Source organism: Paraburkholderia sp. J41 (assembly GCF_905220235.1).
GTDB lineage: Bacteria > Pseudomonadota > Gammaproteobacteria > Burkholderiales > Burkholderiaceae > Paraburkholderia.
The window spans coordinates 26881-51731 of record NZ_CAJMZE010000032.1; the positions used below are offsets into that span (position 1 = coordinate 26881).

At 67.5% G+C, this 24851-nt stretch carries 23 protein-coding genes; 7 read left to right on the forward strand and 16 right to left on the reverse strand.

All coding sequences use genetic code 11. The features are described from left to right. Nucleotides 1-53 precede the first annotated feature (53 nt). The 6 genes from U5805_RS25360 to U5805_RS25385 form a co-directional block, all read right to left on the reverse strand. The gene (locus tag U5805_RS25360; RefSeq protein ID WP_322106261.1) at nucleotides 54-1091 is read right to left on the reverse strand and encodes a LacI family DNA-binding transcriptional regulator; all 1038 of its coding nucleotides are present in this window, start codon (nucleotides 1089-1091) and stop codon (nucleotides 54-56) included. 274 nt (nucleotides 1092-1365) lie between these two features. After that, complete coding sequence (locus tag U5805_RS25365) at nucleotides 1366-2412, reverse strand: ABC transporter permease (RefSeq protein ID WP_322106262.1); 1047 nt, start codon at nucleotides 2410-2412, stop codon at nucleotides 1366-1368. Continuing rightward, entirely contained in the window at nucleotides 2409-4199 is a 1791-nt protein-coding gene (locus U5805_RS25370; protein WP_322106263.1) for a sugar ABC transporter ATP-binding protein, read from the reverse strand. Before U5805_RS25370 ends, U5805_RS25365 begins: the two co-directional genes overlap by 4 nt. A gap of 384 nt (nucleotides 4200-4583) precedes the next feature. Then, entirely contained in the window at nucleotides 4584-5546 is a 963-nt protein-coding gene (locus U5805_RS25375) for a sugar ABC transporter substrate-binding protein (protein WP_322106264.1), read from the reverse strand. Between the two features lie 223 nt (nucleotides 5547-5769). After that, entirely contained in the window at nucleotides 5770-6747 is a 978-nt protein-coding gene (corA, locus tag U5805_RS25380; RefSeq protein WP_322106265.1) for a magnesium/cobalt transporter CorA, read from the reverse strand. Nucleotides 6748-7102: 355 nt separating this feature from the next. After that, entirely contained in the window at nucleotides 7103-7528 is a 426-nt protein-coding gene (locus tag U5805_RS25385) for a hypothetical protein (protein ID WP_322106266.1), read from the reverse strand. Between the two features lie 155 nt (nucleotides 7529-7683). Between U5805_RS25385 and U5805_RS25390 the strand changes: the two genes are divergently transcribed. Next, a complete protein-coding gene (locus U5805_RS25390) occupies nucleotides 7684-8277 on the forward strand; it encodes an ATP-binding protein (protein ID WP_322106267.1) in 594 nt (197 codons plus the stop codon). Between the two features lie 11 nt (nucleotides 8278-8288). Here U5805_RS25390 and U5805_RS25395 read toward each other — a convergent pair whose 3' ends face one another. Continuing rightward, complete coding sequence (locus U5805_RS25395; protein ID WP_322106268.1) at nucleotides 8289-9392, reverse strand: saccharopine dehydrogenase family protein; 1104 nt, start codon at nucleotides 9390-9392, stop codon at nucleotides 8289-8291. Nucleotides 9393-9661: 269 nt separating this feature from the next. Continuing rightward, nucleotides 9662-10126 (reverse strand): Lrp/AsnC family transcriptional regulator, encoded by a 465-nt coding sequence (locus U5805_RS25400; RefSeq protein ID WP_322106269.1) that lies wholly within the window; start codon nucleotides 10124-10126, stop codon nucleotides 9662-9664. A gap of 239 nt (nucleotides 10127-10365) precedes the next feature. Here U5805_RS25400 and U5805_RS25405 point away from each other — a divergent pair, with 239 nt between their 5' ends. Beyond that, complete coding sequence (locus tag U5805_RS25405) at nucleotides 10366-10932, forward strand: Spy/CpxP family protein refolding chaperone (protein ID WP_322106270.1); 567 nt, start codon at nucleotides 10366-10368, stop codon at nucleotides 10930-10932. 207 nt (nucleotides 10933-11139) lie between these two features. Then, on the forward strand, nucleotides 11140-11574 hold the full coding sequence (locus U5805_RS25410; protein ID WP_322106271.1) for a PGDYG domain-containing protein: 435 nt from the start codon (nucleotides 11140-11142) through the stop codon (nucleotides 11572-11574). 44 nt (nucleotides 11575-11618) lie between these two features. On the opposite strand, the gene U5805_RS25415 is transcribed toward U5805_RS25410, so the two are convergent. The 8 genes from U5805_RS25415 to U5805_RS25450 all read right to left on the reverse strand — a co-directional run bounded on the left by U5805_RS25415 (nucleotide 11619) and on the right by U5805_RS25450 (nucleotide 19850). Next, nucleotides 11619-11984, reverse strand: coding sequence for a DUF3022 domain-containing protein (locus U5805_RS25415; RefSeq protein ID WP_322106272.1), 366 nt, complete (start codon nucleotides 11982-11984; stop codon nucleotides 11619-11621). Between the two features lie 225 nt (nucleotides 11985-12209). Next, on the reverse strand, nucleotides 12210-13016 hold the full coding sequence (locus U5805_RS25420; RefSeq protein ID WP_322106273.1) for a YhfC family intramembrane metalloprotease: 807 nt from the start codon (nucleotides 13014-13016) through the stop codon (nucleotides 12210-12212). Between the two features lie 244 nt (nucleotides 13017-13260). Beyond that, complete coding sequence (locus U5805_RS25425) at nucleotides 13261-14514, reverse strand: substrate-binding domain-containing protein (RefSeq protein WP_322106274.1); 1254 nt, start codon at nucleotides 14512-14514, stop codon at nucleotides 13261-13263. Further along, complete coding sequence (locus U5805_RS25430; RefSeq protein ID WP_322106275.1) at nucleotides 14511-15476, reverse strand: NAD(P)-dependent oxidoreductase; 966 nt, start codon at nucleotides 15474-15476, stop codon at nucleotides 14511-14513. Before U5805_RS25430 ends, U5805_RS25425 begins: the two co-directional genes overlap by 4 nt. Nucleotides 15477-15550: 74 nt before the next feature. Further along, nucleotides 15551-16834, reverse strand: coding sequence for an MFS transporter (locus U5805_RS25435; RefSeq protein WP_322106276.1), 1284 nt, complete (start codon nucleotides 16832-16834; stop codon nucleotides 15551-15553). 168 nt (nucleotides 16835-17002) lie between these two features. After that, the gene (locus U5805_RS25440) at nucleotides 17003-17971 is read right to left on the reverse strand and encodes a sugar kinase (RefSeq protein WP_322106277.1); all 969 of its coding nucleotides are present in this window, start codon (nucleotides 17969-17971) and stop codon (nucleotides 17003-17005) included. A 38-nt stretch (nucleotides 17972-18009) separates the two neighbouring features. Continuing rightward, nucleotides 18010-18798, reverse strand: coding sequence for a TIM barrel protein (locus U5805_RS25445; RefSeq protein ID WP_322106278.1), 789 nt, complete (start codon nucleotides 18796-18798; stop codon nucleotides 18010-18012). 152 nt (nucleotides 18799-18950) lie between these two features. Next, nucleotides 18951-19850: a LysR family transcriptional regulator gene (locus U5805_RS25450; RefSeq protein WP_322106279.1), complete on the reverse strand. Its 900-nt coding sequence runs from the start codon at nucleotides 19848-19850 to the stop codon at nucleotides 18951-18953. Nucleotides 19851-20002: 152 nt separating this feature from the next. Between U5805_RS25450 and U5805_RS25455 the strand changes: the two genes are divergently transcribed. The 4 genes from U5805_RS25455 (at nucleotide 20003) to U5805_RS25470 (ending at nucleotide 24634) form a co-directional block, all read left to right on the forward strand. Continuing rightward, nucleotides 20003-21082 (forward strand): YeiH family protein, encoded by a 1080-nt coding sequence (locus U5805_RS25455; RefSeq protein ID WP_322106280.1) that lies wholly within the window; start codon nucleotides 20003-20005, stop codon nucleotides 21080-21082. A 392-nt stretch (nucleotides 21083-21474) separates the two neighbouring features. Beyond that, nucleotides 21475-22209: a glutathione S-transferase gene (locus tag U5805_RS25460; RefSeq protein WP_322106281.1), complete on the forward strand. Its 735-nt coding sequence runs from the start codon at nucleotides 21475-21477 to the stop codon at nucleotides 22207-22209. 142 nt (nucleotides 22210-22351) lie between these two features. Then, nucleotides 22352-24100 carry a ClcB-like voltage-gated chloride channel protein gene (locus U5805_RS25465; protein ID WP_322106282.1) on the forward strand — a complete coding sequence of 583 codons (1749 nt, stop codon included), beginning with the start codon at nucleotides 22352-22354 and terminating at the stop codon, nucleotides 24098-24100. 249 nt (nucleotides 24101-24349) lie between these two features. After that, nucleotides 24350-24634: a hypothetical protein gene (locus U5805_RS25470; protein ID WP_322106283.1), complete on the forward strand. Its 285-nt coding sequence runs from the start codon at nucleotides 24350-24352 to the stop codon at nucleotides 24632-24634. Nucleotides 24635-24851: the final 217 nt, after the last annotated feature.

Genomic DNA, 24851 nt, shown 5'->3' on the forward strand with positions numbered 1-24851 from the left:
GGTTCTCCTTTGCGTGGTCGCGTTCGGCCAACGCCGCGACGCGCCCGGAAAATTTACGCGGCGAGCGGCGCGTGGTTCTCCTCTCCGGTCCACGGCGCGGTCGATTCGCGCGGATAAAGCGTCGGCGGCATCACGCGGCGGCGCACCTTCGGCGTTTCGCCGCGCACGCTCGCGATGCGCTCGATCAGCGTGAGCGCCGCCATTTCGCCGAGCGCGCGCGCCGGCTGACCCACGGTCGAAAGCGCGGGCCACGTGAAGTTGCCGATCTCGATGTCGTCGAAGCCGATGATCGAGCAGTCGCTCGGTACGCGCAAGCCGCGCTCCGCCGCCGCGCGCAACGCGCCGATCGCCATCATGTCGTTGCCCGCGAAAATCGCTGTCGGCTTGAGCGTGTCGAACAGTTGCGCGGCCGCGCGATAGCCGCCCGCGCCCGAAAAGTCGCTTTCGACGATCGCGCCGTGCGGAATCTTGATGCCGCGCTCGGACATCGCGCGCAGGAAGCCGTGCATGCGCATCGCGCTCACCGCCGCCGACACCGTGCCCGTGATGCAGCCGATGCGCACGTGGCCGAGTTCGAGCAGATGGCGGGTGGCGAGCCACGCGCCGCGCTCGTGGTCGATCTGCACGAGATCGGCGTCGAGACCTTCGATGTTGCGGTCGACGACGACGATCGGCTCGCGCGCGTCGGCGAGCGTCGCGGCCAGCACGGCGTCCTCGCCCGCCGATGCCACGATGAGCCCGTCGATGCGCTTTTCCTGAAGCACGCGCAGATAGTTGCGCTGCTTGACCGGATCGTCGTCCGAGTTGCAGAAGAACACGCAGTAGCCCTTGCGCGCGCAGCCGTCCTCGACGCCGCGCGCCAGCTCGGCGAAATACGGGTTGGTGCCGTTCGGCACGAGCAACCCCACGGTCGCGGTCGAGCGCGCCTTGAGCGAGCGCGCCACCGCCGACGGCACGTAGTTCAGCTCGCGAATCGCGCGCTCGACCTTTGCCCGCACGTCTGCCGATACCGGACGCGAGTTGTTCACCACATGCGACACCGTCGTGAAAGACACCCCCGCCACCGCGGCCACATCCTTGATCGTCGCCATATTCGATATTCCCTGCCTTGGTCCCAGTCCTTGGTTCCAGCGTGTTGCTGCCGGTCTTCGCGCGTCCGTGGCTGGAATAGTCAGACGCCGCTTCGCCGGTGATTGCTCTCGACGGCTCCTGTACCGAGCCGCGCCCTCATTCGCCTGTTTCGGCTTGTTTGCTTGTTTGCTTGTTTCCGCGTGTTTCCAGCCTGTTGCCGCTTGTGCCTGCTTGTGCCGGCTTATTGCCGCTTGTTTCCGCTCTTTCCCGCTCTTTGCCGCTTGCACCCGCTCGTCAGGTCCGGCGCGTCCTGCGCCGGCTGCGATACGTGTCCAGCACCACCGCCACCACGATCACGGCCCCCGTGATGATGCGCTTGGTCGGCTCGTTCGCGCCGATCTGCGCGAGCCCGGCGGCCAGCACCGAAATGATCAGCACCCCGAAGAACGTGCTGATGACCGAGCCGCGCCCGCCCATCAGGCTCGTGCCGCCGATCACCACGGCCGCGATCACCTGGAGTTCGAGCCCGACGCCGGCGTTCGGATCGGCGGCTTCGAGCCGCGAGATCTGGAACAGCGCCGCGAGCCCCGAAAGCGCGCCCATCAGCGCGAACACGATCACCTTGTACGGCCGCGGATTCACGCCCGCGAGCCGCACCGCTTCCTCGTTGGTGCCGATGCCGATCAGGTAGCGTCCGAACACCGTGCGCGTGAGCGTGAGCTGCGCGATCACCATGACGGCCACCGCGATGAGGAACGCCGGCGAAATGCCGAACGCGATGGGGTTCGAGAGAAAGTCGAACGCATCGCCGATATACGCCGTGCGCGAATTCGTCATCTGGTATGCCACGCCGCGCGCCGCTTCGAGCACGCCTAGCGAGACGATGAACGACGGAATGCGCCAGCCCACCGTGACCGCGCCCGTGAGCGTGCCCGTGGCCGCCGCGGCCAGCACGCCCGCCAGCGCCGCGGGCAGCGCGCCCCAGCCCCACTTCAGCGCCGCCACGCTCACGACGGACGCCCCCAGCGCGAGCACCGAGCCCACCGAAAGATCAATGCCCGCGATGATCAGCACGAACGTCATGCCCACCGACATCACCACGAGATCCGGAATCTGGTTCGCGATGGTGCTGAAGGTATCGTACGTGAGGAAGTGCGAACTGAGCAGCGAGAACAGCACGATCATCGCCACGAGCGCAAGCGCCAAACCCAGATAGTTCGACAGCCCGAAACGGGTGCCGACGGGTTTGCCGCTCGCAGGCGCGGCGACGGCGCCGGCCGTGGGCGAGCCCGCTCGCTCACCGCCGTCGTCCGGTTGTCCGCGCAACGGTTCGTTCGTCATGAAGCGCTCCCTTCTGGATCGTCGCGGCCGTCGCGCCGCGCTTGCGCCGGCGCGCTGCCGCCGGCCACCTCGCCGAGCAGCGCGTCCTCGGCGCGCAGGCCCGCGAACGCCGCCGCGAGCAGCTTGTCCTGGGTCCACGCGTCGCGCGCGAACACCGCCGTCATCTTTCCCGCCGACATCACGCCGATCCGGTCGCAGATCAGCATCAGCTCGCGCAGATCGCTCGACACCACCACGAGCGCGCGGCCTTCGCGGGCGAGCGCTCCCATCAGCGCGTAGATGTCGAACTTCGCGCCCACGTCGATGCCGCGCGTCGGCTCGTCGAACAGCACCACGCGCAGCGGCTGGCCAATGTCGCGCGCGAGCCAGCGGCCGATCACCACTTTCTGCTGGTTGCCGCCCGACAGTTCGCCGACCGGCTGCGCCGGCCCCGCCGTGCGGATGCGCAGCGCGTCGATCTGCGTGCGCGCGAGCGTGTTTTCGCGCGCCGCGTCCACCGCGCCGTAGCGCGACACGGCGCTCACGTTGCCGAGCGTCACGTTCGCGGCCACCGGTTGCGGCAGCAGCAGGCCTTCGCCCTTGCGGTCCTCCGTGATGAGGGCGATGCCGAGCTTCACGGCGTCGGCGGGCGAGGCGATCCGCACGACTTCGGGCGCCGCACCCGGCCGCGGCGCGAGCGCCACCTGACCGCCGTCCTTCTCGTCGGCGCCGTAGATGAGCCGCATCAGCTCGGTTCTGCCCGCGCCGATCAGCCCGGAAACGCCGAAAATCTCGCCCGCGCGCACCTCGAACGACACGTCGCGCACGACCTTGCCGCGCGTGAGCCCGTCGACCTTCAGCAAGGTTTCGCCGATACGCCGCTGGCCGAGATCGATGCGCTCGCCAAGCTCGCGCCCGACCATCAACGCGACGATGCGCTCCGGCGTGAGCTTGGCCATGGCGTCCACGCGCACGAGCTTGCCGTCGCGCAGCACCGCCACGCGCTGCGCGATGCGCTCCAGTTCTTCGAGGCGATGCGAGATATAGACGATCGCCACGCCGCGCGCCTTGAGCCGCGCGATCTGCTCGAACAGCAGTTCCACCTCGCGGCCCGTGAGCATGGCCGTGGGTTCGTCGAGGATCAGCACGCGCATTTCGGCCGAACCCGGCGTCGCTGCCGCATTCGCCGCACTCGCCGCATTCGCTGAATTGGCTGCCGATGCGGCCGCTTCGATGTGCATCCGGTCGTGCATTCCGCCGTGCATTCCGCCATGCATCCCGCCGATCAGATTGCGCGCGATCTCCACGAGCTGCTGATGGCCGATGCCGAGTTCGCCGACGAGCGTGTCCGGGTCGATCGCCTCCAGCCCCACCTGCGCCATCGCCGCGCGTGCTTCGGCGCGCAGCCGCGAGCGGTCGATCCAGCCAACCCGCAGCCGGCTGCCCAGCAAACCGGCTTGCGGCAAACGGTCGAGGAACAGATTCTCGGCGACGGTCAAGGTCGGCAGAAGGTTGAGTTCCTGCATCACCATGCGCACGCCCAGCGCCTCGGCCTCGCGGCGGCTCGCGGGCGCGTAGGCGCGCCCGAGCAGCGTCATGCTGCCCGCGCTCGGCGTCGTCAGACCGGCGACGATGCGCGAAAGCGTGCTCTTGCCCGCGCCGTTCTCGCCCGTAAGCGCGAGCACTTCGCCCGCGTGCAGCGCAAGGCTGACGTCGGCGAGCACCGGCTGCTCGTAGGTCTTGCCCACGCCCGACACCGTAAGCACGGCGGGCGCAGGCGAGGCTACGTCGGGGGCAATTGCATCCATCACGATCCTGTAGTCGCGAGCCGCGCCGTCCGCGCCCGATCCGTGCGCTTCGGCGCAAATCGTCGCAAAGCGGGCGCGAGCCGTCGCGCGCTTACCGCCGGTCCGCGCCGCGCTGGCCTCGTTCGCTTGCCTTTCCGCTGGCATCGTTTGCGGGCATCGTCCGCTTGCCGCGTTCTCAGGCCGCGTTTTCAGACCGCTTCCGGCCGGCGGCGCCGGTTGCGCACGAGAGGCCGCTGCGCTTTCCGGCGCGGTATGCCGGAAAGCGCTTGTTGCGGTGCTGGCGGGCGCCCATACGGCCTTCCCGCTACTCATAACGGCCGCGCGGCGCAATTCTTGAGCGTTTGTTTAGTTGCACGCCCAAATATCGCCGCGCGCCGGGCCGGGTTACTTCGTGACCAGCACCACGGGAGTTTCGACGATGCCGGAAAGCTCCGACTGCTTCTTGTGCTCCTTGATCGCCTTGAGCGCCGTGTCGATGCCGAATACGGCCTGCCTGGCCGCGTACTGGTCGGCGGTGGCGAGCACGCGGCCGTCCTTGAGCATCGGCTTGATCGCGTCGATGTTGTCGTAGCCGACCACGTACACCTTGCCCTGCTTGCCGGCCGCGCGCACAGCCGAAACCGCGCCGATCGCCATGTTGTCGTTGCCGCACAGGAGCGCCTTGAGGTCCGGGTACTCGTTGAGCATGGCCGCGGCGACGGCGTTGCCCTTGTCGATTTCCCACTCGCCCGATTGCGTCGAGACGATCTTCGCGTTGATCGCCTGCATGGCGTCCTTGAAGCCCGCGGTGCGCTGCTGCGCGTTGGTGGTCGTCGAGACGCCTTCGACGATGCCGACCTGATCGCCCGCCTTCAGCTTCTTCGCGAGGTAGTCGCCGACGAGCCGCGCGCCCTTCTTGTTGTCCGGCCCGACGAACGGCACATTCAGGTCTTTCGACTTGAGCACGTCGGGGTCGAGCCGGTTGTCGATGTTGACGACGATGATGCCCGCGTCCACCGCTTTCTTGACCACGGGCACGAGCGCTTTCGAATCGGCGGGCGCGAGCACGATGGCGTCGACCTTCGAAACGATCATCTGCTCGACGATCTGGATTTGCGCGGCCGTGTCGGTTTCGTTCTTGATGCCGTTGGTAATGAGGTCGAACTGCGCGGCGTTGTGCTTCTGATAGTCCTTTGCGCCGTTCTCCATGGTGAGGAAGAACTCGTTGGCAAGCGACTTCATGACGAGCGCGACCTTCGGTTTCCTGGCGGCCTGCGCGTGGGCGGCGAGCGGCAAGGTGCCGGTCACGGCCGTGGCGGCGAGCGCGCAGGCGGCGAGGAGAATGCGGCGGCGAATGCGGGAGTTCATCGGTGTTGTCTCCGAACGGTCCGAATGGCCAGGCCCAACCGGACGCTGGGCCGGTTCTTGTGGTTATGCGCAAACGTTTGCTGCGGGCCCATTCTCGGCGCTGGCGCTTCGCGATGTCAATGCCGGCGCCGCGCCCGCCCATGCGGCGATGCAGCAGCGCGCGGCGGCCGGAGCGCCTTGCCACGCGGCGCACCCGGCCCAACGCGAACGTGCCGGCGAAGCGTCAGAGCCAGCCGATACGTCGAAACAGGAAATACAGGAACACGTCGATCACGGCCATCGCGCCGAGACAGGTCTCATAGCCGTATTTGTAATGTAGCTCGGGAATGTGCTCGAAGTTCATCCCGTAGATACCCGCAATCATCGTCGGCACGGCGAACAGCGCGGCGAACGAGCCGAGCCGCTTGGTCACCTCGTTCTCGGCGAGCGAGATCATGCCGAGGTTGACCGAAATGGCCGTGACGATCATTTCGCGGCGCGCGTCGACCATGTTCGAGACGCGCGTGAGATGGTCGTAGACGTCGCGGTAATACGCCTGCATGCCGACGCAGATCTGCGGAATGCGGCCGCCCACGAGCTTGCCCACGGCGTCCACGAGCGGCGTGACGTGATGCGCGACGATCACGAGGCGGCGCTTGAGCGAGTACAGGTCCTGGATGATCGCGCGCGAACCCGCGAGATCGTGCTTTTCGAAGATGCGGTCCTCGAGTTCCTCGATCTCGGTCGAGAGCTTTTCGAGCACGGGCGCATAGCGGTCGACGATGCTGTCCATGAGCGCATAGAGCACGAAACCCGAGCCTTCGCGCAGGAGTTCCGGTTCGCGCTCGCAGCGCGCGCGCACGTCTTTCAAGCCTTGCTGCGCGCGATGCCGCACCGATAGCACGAAATTGGGGCCGGCAAAGATGTTGACCTGGCCGGTGATGACTTCGCCGTCGTCGTCCAGCTCGATCGTGTGGATCACGCAAAAGAGCGTGCTGCCGTATTCCTCGATTTTCGGCCGTTGGTTGCCGTTCATCACGTCTTCGATGGCGAGCGCGTGCAGGTCGAACTCTTCCTTCATCGCGGCCATTTCGCCGGCGTCCGGGTCCTTGAGCGCAACCCAGACGAAGCATTCCGGCTTCGCCAGATAGTCGCTGATGGCCTCGATCGAAATATCGGCGAGCTTGGTGCCGCCCTGGTACGCGACGCAGTTGATGAGCATGTCGTTGTCTCGCGGCGGCGGGCCGCGCCCGCCCCGCTTCGTGTTGAACCGGTTGGCAAGTGTAAGGCGTCCGGCCAGCCGGCGGCTTGCAAGACCCTTGCACGCCGGGAAATGGCCATCGGCGTTCACACGCGCCCGCAAGCGTCCGCGAGCCTCGGAAGGCGCCGGCCAGGCGCGGTTCGGCCGTTCGTCGACCGGCACGCGCCCGCTGTACGCGCCCGCTGTACGCGCCCGCTGTACGCGCCCGCTGTACGCGCCGATAGCAAGCGCCGCTAGGACGCACCCGCTGCACGCGCCCAAGCACCGCGCATGCCTGCCTGCGTACGCAGGATGCGCGTTCGGGGCAAGACAATGCTTATTGCGCGACGCGCCGGATGCCGATGCGATGATCCTTGTCGAATGTGACGCTCGCGCGATTGGTGTAGCGCGGATCGACGGCGAAGCGCAACTCCACGACCGGGTCGAATTGCGTGGAAACGCCGATGCGATGCACGCCCGGCGTCAGGTAGAACGTGACGTGCTCGCCGTCCATGAGGTCGGTCACGCGCTCGCCGTCGAGATACAAGGGCGCGTCGCGAAACTTGACGATGACGTTGCGGGTGCGCTCGCGGCGCACGTCCACGGCGACGCGCCCTTCGCCGGGCCGCGTGAGTTCGGGCTCGAGCAGGCGCGCGGCGGGCACGGGCTTGAACGGCGCGGGCCGCGCCGCTTCCTCGGCGCAGCCGCCGGCCAGCAGCGCAACCGCTGTGGCGAGGCATACGATCAACACGCGCGGTGGCATAGGCGCAGTCCCCTCGTTTTTTGCTGTTTTGCGCTCATGATAACCGCGCGGGCGCAGCGCTCATCATCGGTGTTATATGCTGCAAGGAATGCGCGCCAGCGCGCTTTCGACCCACACTGCGACGCGGGCGCGGTACGCCCGATCCAGCGGATTCCATGACACGACTCGTCTTTTTTTGCGGCCACGCGGGCAGCGGCAAGACCTCGCTCGCCAAACGCCTCTACGCGCCGCTCGCGCGCGCCACGGGCGAACCGTTCTGCCTGCTCGACAAGGACACGCTCTACGGCCGCACGAGCCCGGCGGCGTTGCGCGCGCTCGGCCTCGACCCGAACGACCGCGACAGCCCGCTCTTTCTCGAACATCTGCGCGATCCCGAATATCTCGGCCTCGTGGATACCGCGCGCGAAAATCTGCAACTCGGCGCGAGCGTGCTGGCGGTCGGGCCGCTGTCGCGCGAGGTGCGCGAGCGGCGTTTGTTCGATCGGGCGTGGCTGGGCGTGGATGTGGCAGTCGGGCTTGCCGTGGTGTGGGTGCATACGGCGGAGGAAACGGCGCGCGCGCGCATCGTCGCGCGCGGCCACCCCGCCGACGCCTGGAAGCTCGCGCATTGGGACGACTACCGGCCGCGGCGCTTCATGCCGTCCGGCGATGCGCTCGACGGCCTGCTGCTGTTCGACAACACCGCGCCCGGCCCCGCCGATTACGACGCATTGCTGCGTCGCATCGTGGCGGCCACGGCGCCCGGCTAGCGTGTCGAAGGTTAGGCCAGTTCGTTCGCCAGATGGTCGAGCGTGGCGCCCTCGTAGACCTGCCCGAAGCGGTTCGCGAGAAACCGCTTCAGCGGCACCTGCTCCTGCCGCACGAAACCCGCTTGCGGCAACTGCTTTTCGCGGAACAGGTCGAGCACGGCGCACATCGAACCGGCCGTGGTGATCTGAATCGCGCTCATCGGCACGCCGCACACCGTTTTCGCGAAAATCTTGCGCGTGAACACTTCCTGCACGAGTTCGCCCGCGCGCATGCCGGTGACGGTCATGAAGATGAGCACGACGTCCTGTTCGGTCGCGGGCACGGAGCGGCGCAGGATCGACTTGAGCGTGTCGCGGTCGCCGGCAAGGCGTAAATCTTCGAGCAGGAACTGCATCAGCGCGCGATGGCCCGGATAACGCACCGACTTGTAATCGAGCAATTCCACGCGCCCGCCAAGCGTTTCGCACAGCGTGCCCAGGCCGCCCGACGTGTTGAACGCCTCGTACTCCACGCCGTCGAGCGAAAAATGCTCCAGGCCTTCGAGCGGCAGCACCCATTGCGTACGGCCGTCGCGGATCGCTTCGCACGGCTGGCAATATTCGTTGATGAGACCGTCCACGCTCCAGGTGAGGTTGTATTTGAGCGCATTGGTCGGAAACTGCGGCAGCGCACCCACGCGCATCTTCACATCGCGGATTTCGCTGAAGCGGCTGGCGAGCGCATGCGCCGCAATGCCGATGAAGCCCGGCGCGAGACCGCATTGCGGCATGAACGCGTGCGCGGCGCCGTCGGCGAGCGCGCGAATCGCGTGGGTCGCGCGCACGTCCTCGGTGAGATCGAAGTAATGGACGCCCGCGCCTTTCGCCGCCGCGGCCACGTTCACGGCAAGGTAATACGGCAGCGCGTTGACGAGCACGTCATAACCGTCGAGCGCGCCGCGCAATGCGGCGGCGTCGCCCGAATCCACGCGCGCGGTGGGAATGCCTTGCGCCGCGAGCGGTTCGAGCGCTTTCGCGTCGCGGTCGAACGCGGCCACGTCGTAGTCGCCGGTTTCGCGCAGCATGTGAGCAATGGTGTGGCCGATAAGACCGGCGCCAGCGATCGCGACTTTCATGGGCATCTCTCCTGTTGATTTTTCTGTGGTTCGGAACGGGTGCGGCCCGCACGAATACAGTCTAGGGAGAGGCAAAAACAGATCATAGGCACAAAACGATGCGCTTCGACGCCGGTTTTCGTCATTTCGACGAGACTTTTCGACGAAACGACGAAACCTGCCATGGAAACACCGGAAGCAGCGGAAGCAGCGCGGCAAGGCGATGGCCGTCCAACCGGGCGTCCAGCCGGCCGTGCCCAACGCCAGTCAACCCCGTTCAACCCAGTCCTTCAACCCGTCACCGAGCCGCGATCGACCTTGCGCGCCAGCACGATCGACGTGGTCGTGCGCTCCACGCCGGGCATGCCGCCGATGATGTCGAGCAGATCGTTGAGCCGGTCGGGGGAATCGGCGCGCAGCCACGCGACGTAATCGTATTCGCCGCTCACCGCGCAGAGAAGCTGCACCTCGGGCATCTTGCCCAGGCGCTTCTGCACGTCGGGGCCGTGGCGCGGCGCGATGATGAGGCCGACCCACGCTTGCAGGCTCGCATCCAGCACGTCCTGGCCGAGCCGCACGCCGTACCCGGCGATCACCTGCGTGCGTTCGAGCCGCGCGATGCGCGCGAGCACCGTGGTGCGCGCCACGCCCAGCACGCGCGCGAGATTCGCCACGCTTTCGCGCGCGTTTTCCTGCAACAGCGCGACCAGGCTGCGGTCGAGATCGTCGAGTTGATCGAGGCGCGGTGGTCTCATCGGCGGCGTCTTGTATCGGTTGGCAGGGATGGCGGTTGCGTCAGGCGGTTGCGTCATTATCGCGCGCCCGCGCGGTCATCGGGGGGTATCGGCACACCGCTTCGGGCGAGGCCATGCCGCGCTTATGCGCGAGGCGTTTCCACGCGTTTCGTTTGTAAGCAAGTGTCGCAGCCAGGACGCGCCGACGCGATAACGTGGTACTAATACCGCCTCGCTACGAAATGAATCCAGGAGTCACAATGAAGAAAGCTTTCGTCGTCCTTGCCGCCGCCTTGTCGATGAGCGGTGCGTTCGCGCAGTCCGGCACGCCGGCCGCGGCTTCGTCGGCGGCTCCGGCCGCCGCGGCTTCGAGCGCGGACGCGCGCGTCGCCCAGCATCAGCAGCGCGTCGAGGAGCGCATCACCTGGCTGCATACGCAGCTCAAGATCACGCCGGAGCAGGAACCGCAATGGAAGGCGTTCGCCGACGTCATGCGCAGCAACGGCCAGACGATGGGCGACCTCTATCGTCAGCGCGCGGAAGGCGAAAGCACCCGCAACGCGCTCGACGACATGAAGCAGTACGCGCAAATCTCGCAAACCCACGCCGAGGACATGCAGAAGCTCGTTACCGCATTCGAGCCGCTCTACACGAGCCTCTCGCCCGAGCAAAAGAAGCTGGCCGATCAAACCTTCCGCCATGACGGCCGCGGTCACGGCCCGAACGGCAAGAAGCCGGCGCATCCGAAGCACAAGGGCCACGGCAAGCCGTCGGCGGGCGCCGCGGCGAGCGAGGCCGCGCCGGCCAGCACGCCCGCTGCGCAGTAATGCGCGGCTGAGGCCGCGGCCCTTCCCCGCTCGCTGGCGCCGACCAGGTACGGTGCGAGCGCGGCAAGTGGGGCAAGCGGGGCAAGTGGCGAAGCGGCGGGATTCACGGTACGCTTGCGGACCGCGCGACGGCCGGGCACGATTTGCCCGGCCGTCGTTTCATTTGCAGCGCGATTTTTCGCAACGACTTTTCATACCGCCACCGCCATGATTGAACTGACCCAACTCGACTTGCGCCACGACGCCGCCGCGCAACGCGTCGTCAAGGACGAAACCGTGAGCGTCGAGTTCGCGGCGCAAGCGGGCGAATTGATGAGCCTCGAAGGCCCGAACCGCTACGCGAGCGGCGACGCCGTCGTGACCGGCGCGACGGGCGAGCGCTGGGTCGTGTCGCGCGAACGCTTCGACGCGAAGTACCGGCCCGCGCAGGCCGCACTGGCGCACGGCGAATCCGGTGCATATCGGAACCTGCCCGTCGTCGTGCTCGCGAAACGCATGGACGAGCCGTTCACGCTCTTGCGTTCGGCGGGCGGCGACCGTCTGACGGGCGCCGCCGGCGACTGGGTGATGCAGTACGCGCCCGGCGATTACGGCGTCGTCAAGGCCGAGCGCTTCGCGAAGGTGTACCGGCGCGCGGACTGAATCGCACCAAATCGGCACGCTGCGTCGATAAGCCGCAAAGCCACTTACGCGAACTCTTCGTCGAGCGAGATCGTCACTTCGCGCTCGACCTCTTCGTCCTTCGCATAACGCTCCTCGAGCGATTCGATCGTCGCTTCCACGTAGGCGCGCAGCACCGCGAAACTGCGGCCGCGCAAGCGCGCCGGCAACGCGCGATAGCGTGCGAGCGCGGCGGGCGCGATCGCCACCGTCAGCACCATGCGGCGCGCTTTCGCGCCAAAGCGCATCGCCACCCAATGCACGACGAGTTGCGGCACGCCGGCTTCGTCCGGTTCTTCGGCAAAACGCGTCTGCTCGGGAAAAACGTCGGCGATCACGCGGGCAAGCTCGGTGAATTCCGGGCTCGCGCATTCAAACAGATAGGCTTCCATGGCCGCCAGTAAAAAGAGTGATGAGCGCCCGAACGTCACTTGAACGTCACTTGAACGTCACTTGAACGTCACTTGAACGTCACTTGAACGTCGTTTGAACGTCGCTTGAATATCGCTCGGATGTCGCTTGAACGTCGCTCGGATGTCGCTCGAACGTCGTTTTAATATCGCTCGAATATCGCTCGAAACGAGGCTTGAAACACGGGAAAACGCGCACGTCGCGGCTCATGCCGCGCGCGCGGCGCGCCGCTCGCGGCACGTTCTGTACAGCGCGACGGCAACCGCCACGGCCGCCACCGCATACACGGCGTCCACGGCGGCGAGCGGCGCGAGGCGCGCCTGATACATCGCCGCGGGCAGGTCGACGACCGCGTGCGCCGCGATCGCAATCGGCAGAATGCTTTTGACGCCCGCGCGCAGCCCGCGCCACATCAGCACCGACAAGCCGATCTGGAATACGAACGCCGCAATGCGCTCGAGCGCGAACACGCCCGCGAACAGCGGCGAAAGGCTCGCGAGAACCAAATGCACGCGCAGCACGGAATCCATCGTGAGATTCGAGAGATGTTCGTCGAGCTGGCCGCGATTGGCGAGCACCGCGAACACGATCCACTGCAACTGCACGAGCACGCCGACGAACCACGCTTCCGCGCCGCCGTGGCCGATGCCGTAGGCGAGACCGCTGCTGTCGGCGGGCGCGTTCGGCGTGCGCGAGCCGCGCTTTGCGATGATGCGCATCGCGACGTAGCGCCCGACTTCCTCGCAGATGCCCGCCGCGAGCGCGCCGTAAGCCACGAACGCCAGCGGATTCGAGAGCGCCTGCGCGAGCGCCGCGTTTTCGTGCAGCACGTAGTCGTTGAGCGCGCGCTCGATCACCGTGGCGAACAGCGCGAACACGGCGATGCCCGCAACCGTGTCGCGCCAGTCGAACGCGAACGGTTTGCGCAAGCGGCGATAGAGCGAAACGGGCAACAGGGCGACGAACAGCGTCGCGAGCGAGAGGCAGACGAGCGTGATCGGGGCGACGGACATGGGCTTCCTTGTGACGATCGGCACGCGTGGGCGCGCGCCGCAGCCCGAATCATCTCAGATATCGGGGGCGGCGCGCAGCCCGAATCGCGCCGCGATCTTGCGGGGCGCGGCGCGCGGTCCGGATCGCGCTACACGACAAGCGCTACACGACACGCGCCGCACACAGGACACAGGCCGTCGCCTCGCTCGCCGCCTTTGCATTCGGCCATGTCGACGCCGGACGGTCGCGCAACGCCGCGCGCCTTCACCCCGACGTCGAGGCCCGTACCACCAGTTCGCCGCCGAACGCCGCCGCGCGCGCCGCCGGCGCCGCGCCTTCGATGCGCTCGTGCAGGAACTCCACGGCGCGATAACCGATCTCGCGCGTCGGCTGGCGGATCGTCGTGATGCCGGCCAGCTCCGCCCAGTCGGGATCGTCGATGGCGATCAGCGCGACGCGTTGCCGCCACGGCTCGCCCAGCGCCGTCTTCAGATGCAGCGCCAGCCGCAGCGCCACTGGCGCATTCGCGGCAAAGAGCGCGCAGCGCGCGCCGCGTTCGGCGGCCCGCGCGATATGGTCGTCCAGCGCCGCGAGCGCGGCCTGCGCGGCGGCTTCGTCCTGTAGATCGAGCACGTGGGTCGCGCCGCGCGCGGCGCCCTTCGTGCCCTGCATCGCCTCGCGAAACGCGGCCTCGCGCTCGCGCCGCGAACTGACCTGCTCGAATGGCTGCACGACGAACACGAGATCGTCGTAGCCCCGCGTGAGCAGATGTTGCGCGCCGATGCGCACGGCTCCCGCGTTGTCGAGACCCACCACGTCGGCGTCGAGGCCGTCCACGGTGCGGTCGATCAGCACGGCCGGAATGCCGCCGCTGCCCACCGGCTTGAGCATCGACTCGCGCACGCCCAGCGCGTTGACGATCACGCCTTCCACGCGATAAGTCGTGAGCAGTTGCAGATAGCGGCGCTCCATCTCGATCTCGTTGGCCGCGTGGCAGATGAGCGGCATGTAGCCGAGCGCGTGACACGCGGCTTCCACGCCTTGCAGCACTTCCACCGAATACGGATTCGCGAGATCGGCGAGCAGCAGCCCGAGCAGCCGGTTGCGGCCGCGCTTGAGGCCGCGCGCCATCTGGTTGGGCCGATAGTCGAGGCGCTCGATGGCCGTCTCGATGCGCGCGCGCAGATCGGGCGACAGCACGCCGAATTCGCCGTTCAGGTAGCGCGAAATGCTGGTCTTGCCCGTGCCCGCCTCGCGCGCGACGTCGCTGATCGTCGCGCGGCGCGGCGGGCCGCTGTTTGAGGCTTCGGCGTTTGAGGCTTCGGCGTTTGAGGCTTCGGCGTTTGAGGCTTCGGCGTTTGACGTATCGGCGTTTGACGTATCGGCGTTTGACGTATCGGCGTTCGACGTATCGGCGTTCGACGTATCGGCGCTTGGCGTATCAGCGTTCGACGCATCGGCGCCCGACGCATCGGCGTTTGAAGCATCGTCCTTGCCCGGAGTCCGCGCGTCGCTCATTGCGCGAGTACCTCGCGATTGACGACGTTGTGCGCAAGCGTGCCCGCGAGCGCCGCGACGAGATTCTCGGCGGCGCAGCGCGCCATCGCGTGACGCGTCTCGTGCGTGGCCGAGCCGATGTGCGGCAGCGCCACCACGTTCGGCATGCGCAGCAGCGGCGAGGCGGGATCGAGCGGTTCGTGCGCGAACACGTCGAGGCCCGCGCCCCGTATCGTGCTCGCTTCGAGCGCGGCGATCAGCGCCGCCTCGTCGACGGTCGCGCCGCGCGAGGCGTTGATGAGGATCGCGCTCTTTTTCATCTTCGCGAACTGCGCCGCGCCGATCATGTGGCGCGTCGCGTCCGTGAGCGGCACTTGCAGGCACACGAAATCGGAGGCCGCGAGCAGGTCGTCGAGCTCGACGCGGCGCGCGCCGTAATCGCGTTCGGCGGCGGCGTTCGGGCTGCGGTTCGTGTACAGCACCTTCATGTTGAAGCCGAGCGCGGCGCGCCTCGCGACCGCGCCGCCGATGCGCCCGAGCCCGACGATGCCGAGCGTCTTGCCCTGCACGTCCACGCCGTATTGCGCCTCCCCCACGCTGCCCTTCCACTGCCCGGCCTTCACCCAGTCGGCCAGTTCGACCACGCGGCGCGCGCTCGCGAGAATCAGCGCGAACACGGTGTCGGCCGTCGATTCCGTGAGCACGTCGGGCGTGTGCGCGAGCACGATGCCGCGCTTCGTGAGATCGGGCACGTCGAACTGGTCGAAGCCGACCGAGATCGTCGAAAGCGCCTTCACGCGCGTGCCGTCGAGCATGGCGGGCGCGATTTTCACACTCGCGCCGATGGCGCCGTCGGCGTCCTTGAGCGCGGCGGCGAATGCTTCGGTGTTCGCGCCGTCGACTTCGACGACTTCGGCGTGTTCGCGCAGGTACGCGGCGACATCGTCGGGAACGGACTTGTAGATAACGATTTTCTGCTTCATGGATCGGCGTGCCTGGGTAGGTTCGAGGACGTTATTTTCCGCTTGTTTCCCGCTATTTTCCGGCTATTTTCCGGCTATTTTCCGTGAACCGGCGTGACATAGCCGCGGCGCGCCTCGCGCGCCGGCTTGACCGCGAGCGTGAGCCCCACCGAAACGACGAGCGCCGCGCTCATAAACGCATAGGATGCCGCGGGCGAGCCGGTCGCGCCGTTCAGATAGCCGACCACGTACGAGCCGACGAACGAGCCGAGCGCCCCCATGCTGTTGATGAGCGCCATCGCGCCGCCCGCAACGTTCTTCGGCAGCAGTTCCGGCACGATCGCGAAAAACGGCCCGTACGGCGCGTACATGGCCGCGCCCGCGACCACCAGCAGCGCATAGGAGATCCAGAAGTGCGTCGCGCCGAGCGCATACGAGAGCGCGAACGCGATCGCGCCGAGCAGCAGGAACGGCCAGACGAAGGCGCGCCGATTGTCGAGCTTGTCCGAAGCCCACGAGGCCGCGAGCATGGCGATCGTGGCCGCGAGATACGGCAGCGCGGTCAGCCAGCCGGTTTCGACCATGCCGAGCGCCGAGCCGTTCTTCACGATCGACGGCAGCCACAGCACGAAGCCGTACACGCCGATGCTCCAGCAAAAATATTGCGCCGAAAGCAGCATCACGGCCGGCGTGCGGAACGCTTCGGCGTAGTTGCGCACTGGCTTGATGGCGGCCTGCTCGGCACGCATGGCCGATTCGATGGCGCGCTTTTCGTCCTCGGCGAGCCATTGCACCTGGGCCGGCTTGTCGCGCACGAGGAACCACCAGCACACAGCCCAGACGATGGCCGGCGCACCTTCGGCAATGAACATGTGACGCCAGCCGAACGCATGCACGAGATAGCCGGAAACGACCGACATCCACAGCACCGTGACCGGATTGCCGAGAATCAGGAACGTGTTGGCGCGCGAGCGCTCGGTTTTCGTGAACCAGTTGCTGATGTAGATGAGCATGGCGGGCATCACGGCCGCCTCGACCACGCCCAGCACGAAGCGGATCGCCATCAGCGAGGGAATGTTCGTGACGATGCCCGTCAGCGACGCGCAGCCGCCCCACAGCACGAGGCTCACGAACACGAGCTTGCGCACGCTGCGGCGCTCGGCGTACACGGCGCCGGGCAACTGGAAGAAAAAGTAGCCGAGGAAGAACAGCGCGCCGATCAGCGAGGACAAGCCGGGGCTGATGCCCAGATCGCGATTGATGCCCGCGGCCGATGCGAAACCGTAGTTCGCGCGATCGAGATACGCGAGGCTGTACGTGATGAACACGATGGGCATGATCGCCCACCAGCGGCGCGGCGCAAGCGAGGTTGAAGTCATCGATGTCTCCTGTTTGTCGGCATTTCCGTCGGCATTTCCGTCGGCATTTCCGTCGACATTTTCCGTCGGCATTTTCCGTCGGCATTTTCCGGCGGCGCTTTGCGGCGGCGCCTGCCCGGACGGCGCAGCCGGCGAGGCCGCCGCCGAAGGCGCCCCGCGCGGGCGCGCTCAGGCCGAAGCGAGCGCGGCGTCGGCTTCCATTGCGTCGAGCTGTGCGCGGGTCGGCAGGCCTTCGGAATCGCCGATCACCTGCACGGCCAGCGCGCCGATGCGGTTGCCGCGCGCCACGGCCTGCGTCAGCGGGCGCCCTTCGAGCAGCGCGCTCACCACGCCCACGGCGAACCCGTCGCCGGCGCCCACCGTATCCACCACGCGCACCACGCGCTCGGCATCCACGTGACCTTGCTCGCCGTCGGCGGTGGCGTAGTACGCGCCCTGCGCGCCAAGCTTGACGATCACGCCGCGCGCGCCGCGTGCCAGATAGAAGCGCGCGATGGCGGCGGGGTCGTCGCTGCCCGTGAGCACGCGCCCTTCGCCCACGCCGGGCAGCACCCAGTCGGCGAACGCCGCGAGTTCGTTGAGCGTCGCGACCATGTCGGCCTGGCTTTCCCAAAGCGTCGGGCGCAGGTTCGGATCGAAGCTGATCGTGCGGCCCGCCGCGCGCATCTCGCGCGCGAGTTTGAACGCGAGTTCGCGCGACGACGCCGAAATGGCCGGCGCCACGCCGCTCAAATGCAGATGCCGCGCGCCGAGCACGTAGTCGGCGCGATAGTCGTGGAGCGAAAGTTTGCTCGCCGCCGAACCGGCGCGGAAATATTCGACGGCGGGATCGCTGCCGTCGTCGCATTTCGACTTGAGCTGGAAGCCGGTCGGGTAGCGCGCGTCGGTGCTCACGCAGCGCGCGTCCACGCCTTCCTGCGCGAGCACGTCGCGCACGAACTGGCCGAACGAATCCGCGCCCACGCGGCTCATCCAGCCGACCTTGAAGCCAAGGCGCGCGAGCCCGGTCGCCACGTTCAGCTCGGCGCCCGCCGCGCGTTTGGCGAAGTGCCCGACCTTCGCGAGCGCGCCCGGCTCGGTGGCGACGAACATCGCCATCGCTTCGCCGTAGGTGATGACATCGAGGGTGTCGTTCATGAATTTCCCGTTCTTCCGCATCAAAAACCTGGTTGAGTTCACGCCGCGCCGAGCCATTGAACGTAGTGCGCGGCGTCGCCGGCGAGGCGCGCGGGATCGAACGGGAATTCGATGCCGCGCGGCACGTGCGTGGGCAGCAAGGCGAGCGCGGCGCGGCACAGGCGGTCGTCGTCGCGGGGCGCGGCGGCGAAGCGGCGCGCGCCCTCGCCCGCCACGGCCTTGCAGTGGATGTATTCGACGTGCGGCGCGAGCGCGGCGGCCGCGAGCAGCGGCGGTTCGCCCGGCCATTGCCAGTTGCCGATGTCGAACGTCATGCCGATCGCGCCCGCCGCGCCGCCGTTGCGTAGCGCGTTGAAAAGCCCGGTGAATTGCGCGAGCCGGCCGCCCTGTTCGAGCTGGCTGTTTTCGACGACGACGCGCGGGCCTTCGCCCGCGTCGCCGGTGCGCGCGCCGCTGGACGCTAGTGTCTCGACCAGTCGCGCCGCCTGCGCGTCGCCCGAAAAACCGCCTAGCTGCAACTTGACGAAGCGCGCGCCAAGCGCGATGCCCGCCGCGACGGCGGCTCGCAGCGCGGCTTCGTTTAGCGCGCCGTCGCTGGCGTAAAGCGCGTCGGGCGTGGACCAGACGCGCCACAGTCCTTCGCGCGCCAGCGCCGTTCCGAGCGCGCACAGCGCTTCGGGCGCGGCTGCGGCATCGTCCATCAGTTCGCGCCGCACCTCGAACGCCTGCGCGCCCGCGCGCCGCGCCGGCCCGCTCCACGCCGCGTGACCGTCCCGCCGGATCGACTGCGCGCCGAACGCGCTCGCCACGATTGCCACTTCCGCCATTGCCATCTTCCAGTTGCCGCGCTTCGCACCGTTCGTTTTGGAACCGGTTCCAAAACGCGCTCGAAAAAAAGCGCCCGCGCGCCGTTCATGAGCACCGATACTGCGCGATCCCGCCCAGGCGTGCCATTGTGGAATGCCCTGGGTCGAACCGCTTACTTGCCGTGTACTTCGGCCAGACACAGTTCGAGAAAGCGCTGCGCCACGCGCGAAGCGGCGCCCGCGTGCGGCACGAGAATCGAAAACCGCCGCGCCAGCGTCTGCGGCCCGAGCCGGATCTGCCGCAACGCGCCGTTTTCGTGCTGCATCGACATCGCCGAGACAAAGCCGATGCCCATGCCCGCGCGCACCGCTTCCTTCACGCCCTCCACGCCCGCGATTTCCAGCGCGACGCGCATGGGCACGCCCGCGCGCGCGAACGCCCGTTCCACGACCTGGCGCACGCCCGAGCCGTCCTCGCGCAGCACGAGCGGCCATTGCGCGAGCGTTTCGACCGCCACGCTCGCCCGTTCCTCCAGCCCCGCCGCCAAGGCGTGCTCGCGCGGCACGATGGCGACGATTTCGTCCTCGTGCCATGGATGCACGGCCGTATCCGGCGGCAACCGCTCGCCGACCGGCCCTTCGATCAGCGCGATGTCGACGGCGCCGAGCATGCCTACGACGTCCGACGTATTGCCGCTCGACGTTTCCAGCTTGACCTCGGGATAGCGCCCATGGAACTGCGCCACCAGATACGGCAGCCGGTAGCTCGCGGGCGTGGTGGTCGCGCCGATGCGCAGCGTGCCGCGCTCGAGCCCGCGCAATGCGTCGCGGTACGCGAGCGCGTCGCGCCAGGTGTCGCGCAGCCGCGCCGCATAGCCCGCGAGCTGTTCGCCGGTGGGCGTCAGGCGCACGCCGCGCCCGTCGCGCAAATACAGCGGCTCGCCGAATTCCTCCTGCAACAGCTTGAGCTGCCCGGACACGGCGGGCTGCGACAAATGCAGCGCCAGCGCCGCGCGGCTGATGTTGCGGTGTTCGGCGACGGCAGCGAAGGTTATCAGTTGTTCCGGGGTCATCGTCGCGAATTATAGGCAGAGGTTATATTTTACTTCGTAAATGACGATTTTTCATATCCATATATTCAATTTAGGATTAGCCCATTCGTTCGATACGTCGATCGCACCCCGAACTCCCGCCGGCACGAATGCCGGCGCCCAATGAGGCCGCCATGTCCGCCACATCGCCATCCCACACCACGCCGCATCCGCTGCCGTCCACGCGCGGCCAGCTCAACGGTATCTTGTTCGTTGCCCTGTTCGCGGCGGCGGTCACGAGCCTTGCCGCGCTGCCCGCCATCGCCAAACTCGGCATGAGTCCGCTGATCGTCGGCATCGTGGCGGGCGCCATTTACGGCAACGCGCTGCGCGACGGCATGCCCGAAAGCTGGGCGGCGGGCGTCAACTTCTCCGCGCGCAAGCTGCTGCGCATCGCCGTCGGCTTTTTCGGACTGCGCGTGAGCCTTCAGGAAATCGCGCAGGTGGGCGTGCCCGGCCTCGTGGAATCGGCGGTGATCGTGGTGAGCACGCTCGTGATCGGCACGTGGGTCGGCATGAAGCTCATGAAGCTCGATCGCGACACGGCGCTGCTCACGGCGGCCGGCAGCGCGATCTGCGGCGCGGCGGCGGTGCTCGCGTTCGAATCCACGCTGCAATCCAGGCCGCACAAGAGCGCGATGGCGGTGGGCAGCGTCGTGCTGTTCGGGACGCTCTCGATGTTCCTCTACCCGGTGCTGTATCGCGCGGGCTGGCTCCACCTGGATACGCTCGGCGCCGGACTGTTCTTCGGCGGCACGATTCACGAAGTCGCGCAGGTCGTGGGCGCGGCGAGCAACGTGAGCCCGGAGGCAACGCACATCGCCACCATCGTCAAGATGACGCGCGTGATGCTGCTCGTGCCCGTGCTGCTCGTGCTCGGCACCTGGCTGAACCGCACGGCGCGCGGCGCGGCGGCCGGCAAGGGCGGCGCGCACGGCGTGCGCAAGGTTGCGGTGCCCTGGTTCGCGCTCGGTTTTCTCGCGCTCGTGGTGGTCAACTCGCTGCATGTGCTGCCCGCGGCGGCCACGCATGCGATCAACACGCTCGACACCTTCGCGCTGACGATGGCCATGACGGCGCTCGGCATCGAAACGCGCGTTTCGCAGATTCGCCAGGCCGGTCCCCGCGCGCTCTCCGCCGGTCTGATCGTTTATCTGTGGCTCACGCTCGGCGGCCTGGCGATCACCTGGGGCGTGGAACGTCTCTTCGCGTGATCGGCGCATGATCGAAGTCAGCGCGCGTCCGCGCCGCCCCGCCCCGCTTGCCTGCCCCGCACGACGCGGGGCTTTTTGCGCTTTTGCGCCGGGTTTTGCCTGCGGCTTCGCGTGCGGCTCAGTGCGTGGCTTGGCGCGTGGCTTCGTGCGCGGCTGCATCGGCGCTTCGGCGTTCGTTTCCGCGCGGATTGCCTCGGGGGGCGGCGCCTGGGCTTTCGGGAAGGTTTCCGTCGATTCCGCGCCGCCGCGCCCGCGTCCTTGCATGCCGCGGCGGCGCGCACGCGCCGCGCAGGTCCGCTCGTTGCGCGCGATACTCGACGCTGCTGACCGCCGCGTGGACAGCGGCCGCGCAAGCCGTGGCGCGCACGGCAACCGACGCAAGGAAACGACCGATGGCATACGAGCTTTACTACTGGGACGGCCTGCAAGGCCGGGGCGAATTCGTGCGGCTGGCGCTCGAGGAGGCGCAGGCGCCGTATGTGGACGTCGCGCGCGGAGCGAAGCGGGACGGCCTCGGCACCGACGCACTGATGGCCGCGCTCGACACCGGGGCGCCCTATCCGCCCTACGCGCCGCCGTTCCTGAAAGACGGCGAGCTGATCGTGCCGCAAACCGCCAACATCCTGTTCTATCTCGGCCCCAAGCTGAAGCTCGCACCGCGCGACGAGGGCTTGCGCTACGTGGCGAACGGCCTGCAACTGACGATCGCCGATCTCGTGACCGAGGCGCACGACACGCATCATCCGATCGCAAGCGGCCTCTATTACGAAGATCAGAAGGCCGAGGCAAAGGCGCGCGCGAGCGACTTCATCGACAACCGCATCCCCAAGTTCATGGGCTATTTCGAGCGCGTGCTCGCGCAGAATCCGCACGGCCCGAAGCACCTGGTCGGCGACGCCCTCGGCTATGTCGACCTCTCGCTGTTCCAGATCGTCGAGGGCTTGCGCTACGCGTTTCCCAAAGCGACGAAGCATTTCGAGGATCACTACCCGCATTGCATCGCGGTGCGCGATGCCGTGGCGAAACGTCCGAACATCGCGGCGTATCTGAAGTCGGAACGGCGCATTCCGTTCAACGAAACCGGCATCTTCCGGCACTATCCCGAACTCGACAAAGCGAAGCGCTGAACGCGCGCGCCCGGCCCGCTCCGGGTGATTTCGCTCGCGCCGCGCGTACGCTCAACGCGCGGCGCGTTTTTTTGCGTTCCCGCCCCGCCTCGCGTACCCTGCACGCGCGGCTTCCTTTCACCCTTCATTCGACCTGCCCGCCGTGCTGTCATTCCTGCTGAAACTGCGCACCCGCGCCCGCGAACTCTTTCGCCTCTCCGACGCCCACACGATGCTGGTCTGGTCGGTCATCGTAGGCGTGGCGGGCGCTTTCGCGACCGTGCTGTTTCGCGAAGGCATCGCCCATTTGCAGATTCTCTTCACGGGCAGCGAAGGCAGTTTCGTCGAAATGGCGCGGCGCTTGCCGTGGCCCATGCGCATCGCGCTGCCGACGGCGGGCGGCTTCGTCGCCGGTTGCATCCTGCTGATGGCGCGGCGCAAGTCGCCGGGCAGCGCCGGCGCCAAGCCGATCCACACCGACTACGTGGAAGCCGTGGCGATCGGCGACGGCGTGATGCCGGTCGGCAAGAGTTTGTGGCGTAGCATTTCGTCACTTTTCACGATCGCGAGCGGCGGCTCCATCGGCCGCGAAGGCCCGATGGTGCAACTGGCGGCGCTCGCGGCCTCGCTGATCGGCCGCTGGGTTCACTTCGATCCCGCGCGCCTGCGTCTGCTGGTCGCCTGCGGCGCGGCGGCCGGTATCACTTCCGCCTATAACGCACCGATCGCGGGCGCGTTCTTCGTCACCGAAATCGTGCTGGGCTCGATCGTGATGGAAAGCTTCGGGCCGATCGTGGTGGCTTCCGTGGTCGCCAACATCACCATGCGCGAATTCGCGGGCTACAAGCCGCCGTACGAAATGCCGGTGTTTCCGGCGGTGACGGGCGTGGAAGTGCTGCTGTTCGTCGCGCTCGGCCTGCTCTGCGGCGTGCTGGCGCCGCAATTCCTTTCGATGATGGATAGCGCGAAAGCCGGCTTCTCGCGCACCAAAGCGCCGTTGCCGGTGAAGCTCGCGGCGGGCGGCCTCGTGTGCGGCGTGCTTTCGGTATGGACGCCCGAGGTGTGGGGCAACGGCTACAGCGTGGTGAACTCCATCCTCCATTCGCCCTGGACGTGGACGGCGCTCGCCACCGTGCTCGTGTTCAAGCTCGTGGCCACGGCCGCGACGGTCGGCTCGGGCGCCGTGGGCGGCGTATTCACGCCCACGCTATTCATGGGTGCGGTGCTCGGCTGCCTGTTCGGCCAGGGCATGCACGCGCTGTGGCCGCATGGCACCTCGGCGCCGTTCGCCTATGCGATGGTCGGCATGGGCGCGTTTCTCGCGGGCGCGACGCAAGCGCCGCTCATGGCCATTCTGATGATCTTCGAGATGACGCTGAGTTATCAGGTCGTGCTGCCGCTCATGCTCTCGTGCGTGGTGGCGTATTTCGTGGCGCGCGCGACCGGCAAGGCATCGATGTACGAAATCACGCTGCATCGCAATCGCGAGGAAGCCGAACGCCTGCGCCTGCGCATGACGCAGATGCGCGAGCTGATCCGTCCCGCCGACACGGTCGTTCACGAGGACGCCACCGTGCAGGACATGACGCGCGTGTTCCTCGAATACCCGGTGAAGTATCTCTACGTCACCGATGCGACCGGCCGCTTTCTTGGCGCCGTCGCGCTCGCCGACATCACTTCGGATCTGCTGCAAAAACGCGATACGTCGACAAAACAGGCCCGCGACTATCTAAAGCCGACCTTCGACGTGCTCACGCCCGACATGCCGCTCGCCGTGGGCTTGCAGCACTTCATGTCGTTCCAGGGCGAGCGGCTGCCCGTGATCGAGAGCACGCGCGAGCCGAAGCTCGCGGGCGTCGTCTACAAGACGTCGCTGCTCGATGCGTATCAGCGCATGAATCCCGCGCGATAAGCGCCTGCGCGAGCGATGCGCCTCGCGATCCATAAGGGGCGCGACCCTTTCTCGAAGCCGCGCGCGCGAAAGCTTCATGCGCGCAATCGCAAATGCTGCCATCATGGCAAGTACCGTACGCGCTTTCGCGCCCGGGGCCGCCGGATGGCCCGTGGCGCGGGCGTTTCGCGCCGCGCCGGCAGCGTGTCCGGCGGGCGCGGTACGGGCCTTGCTGTGTCCTTCGGGCCGCATGAGAAAGGAGGTCGAGCGATGAAAACCTCGACAGTGTTGACCACCGTGCTGTTGTCGGCATCGTGTTTTGCCGCTCCGGTACGCACCGCGCAGGACGGGCCGGCCACGCCTGTCAGCGTCCGCGCATCCGATTCGCCGTTCCAGGCCGCGCGTTCGAGCGCCGCGGACGTTCCGGTCGCACCGGCCGCGCCCGACGTGCCCGTATCCGCCACGAGCGGGCCGCAGCGCTGGGAATACCTCGCGCTGCCCAAGTCGCGCAGGCTGGACAAAACGCTCAGCCCCGACATCCATCAGCAGACCTAAGCCGCGCGGCCGCGAGGCGAAAATCTGCCGGCGATGTCGCGGACGGCGCGGCGCGCGGGTTCGGGTGGCTGCGTTGTGCATGACGATGCGTAGGGGTTGTGCAGGCTTGATTCGGTCGTGCAGGCTTGATTCGCGCTTCTGTCGATTCGCGGCTGCGTGTGCGCGCCGCTTTCGTGGCTTTCGTGGCGACAGAAGCCGCGCCACGCGCAACGAAGAG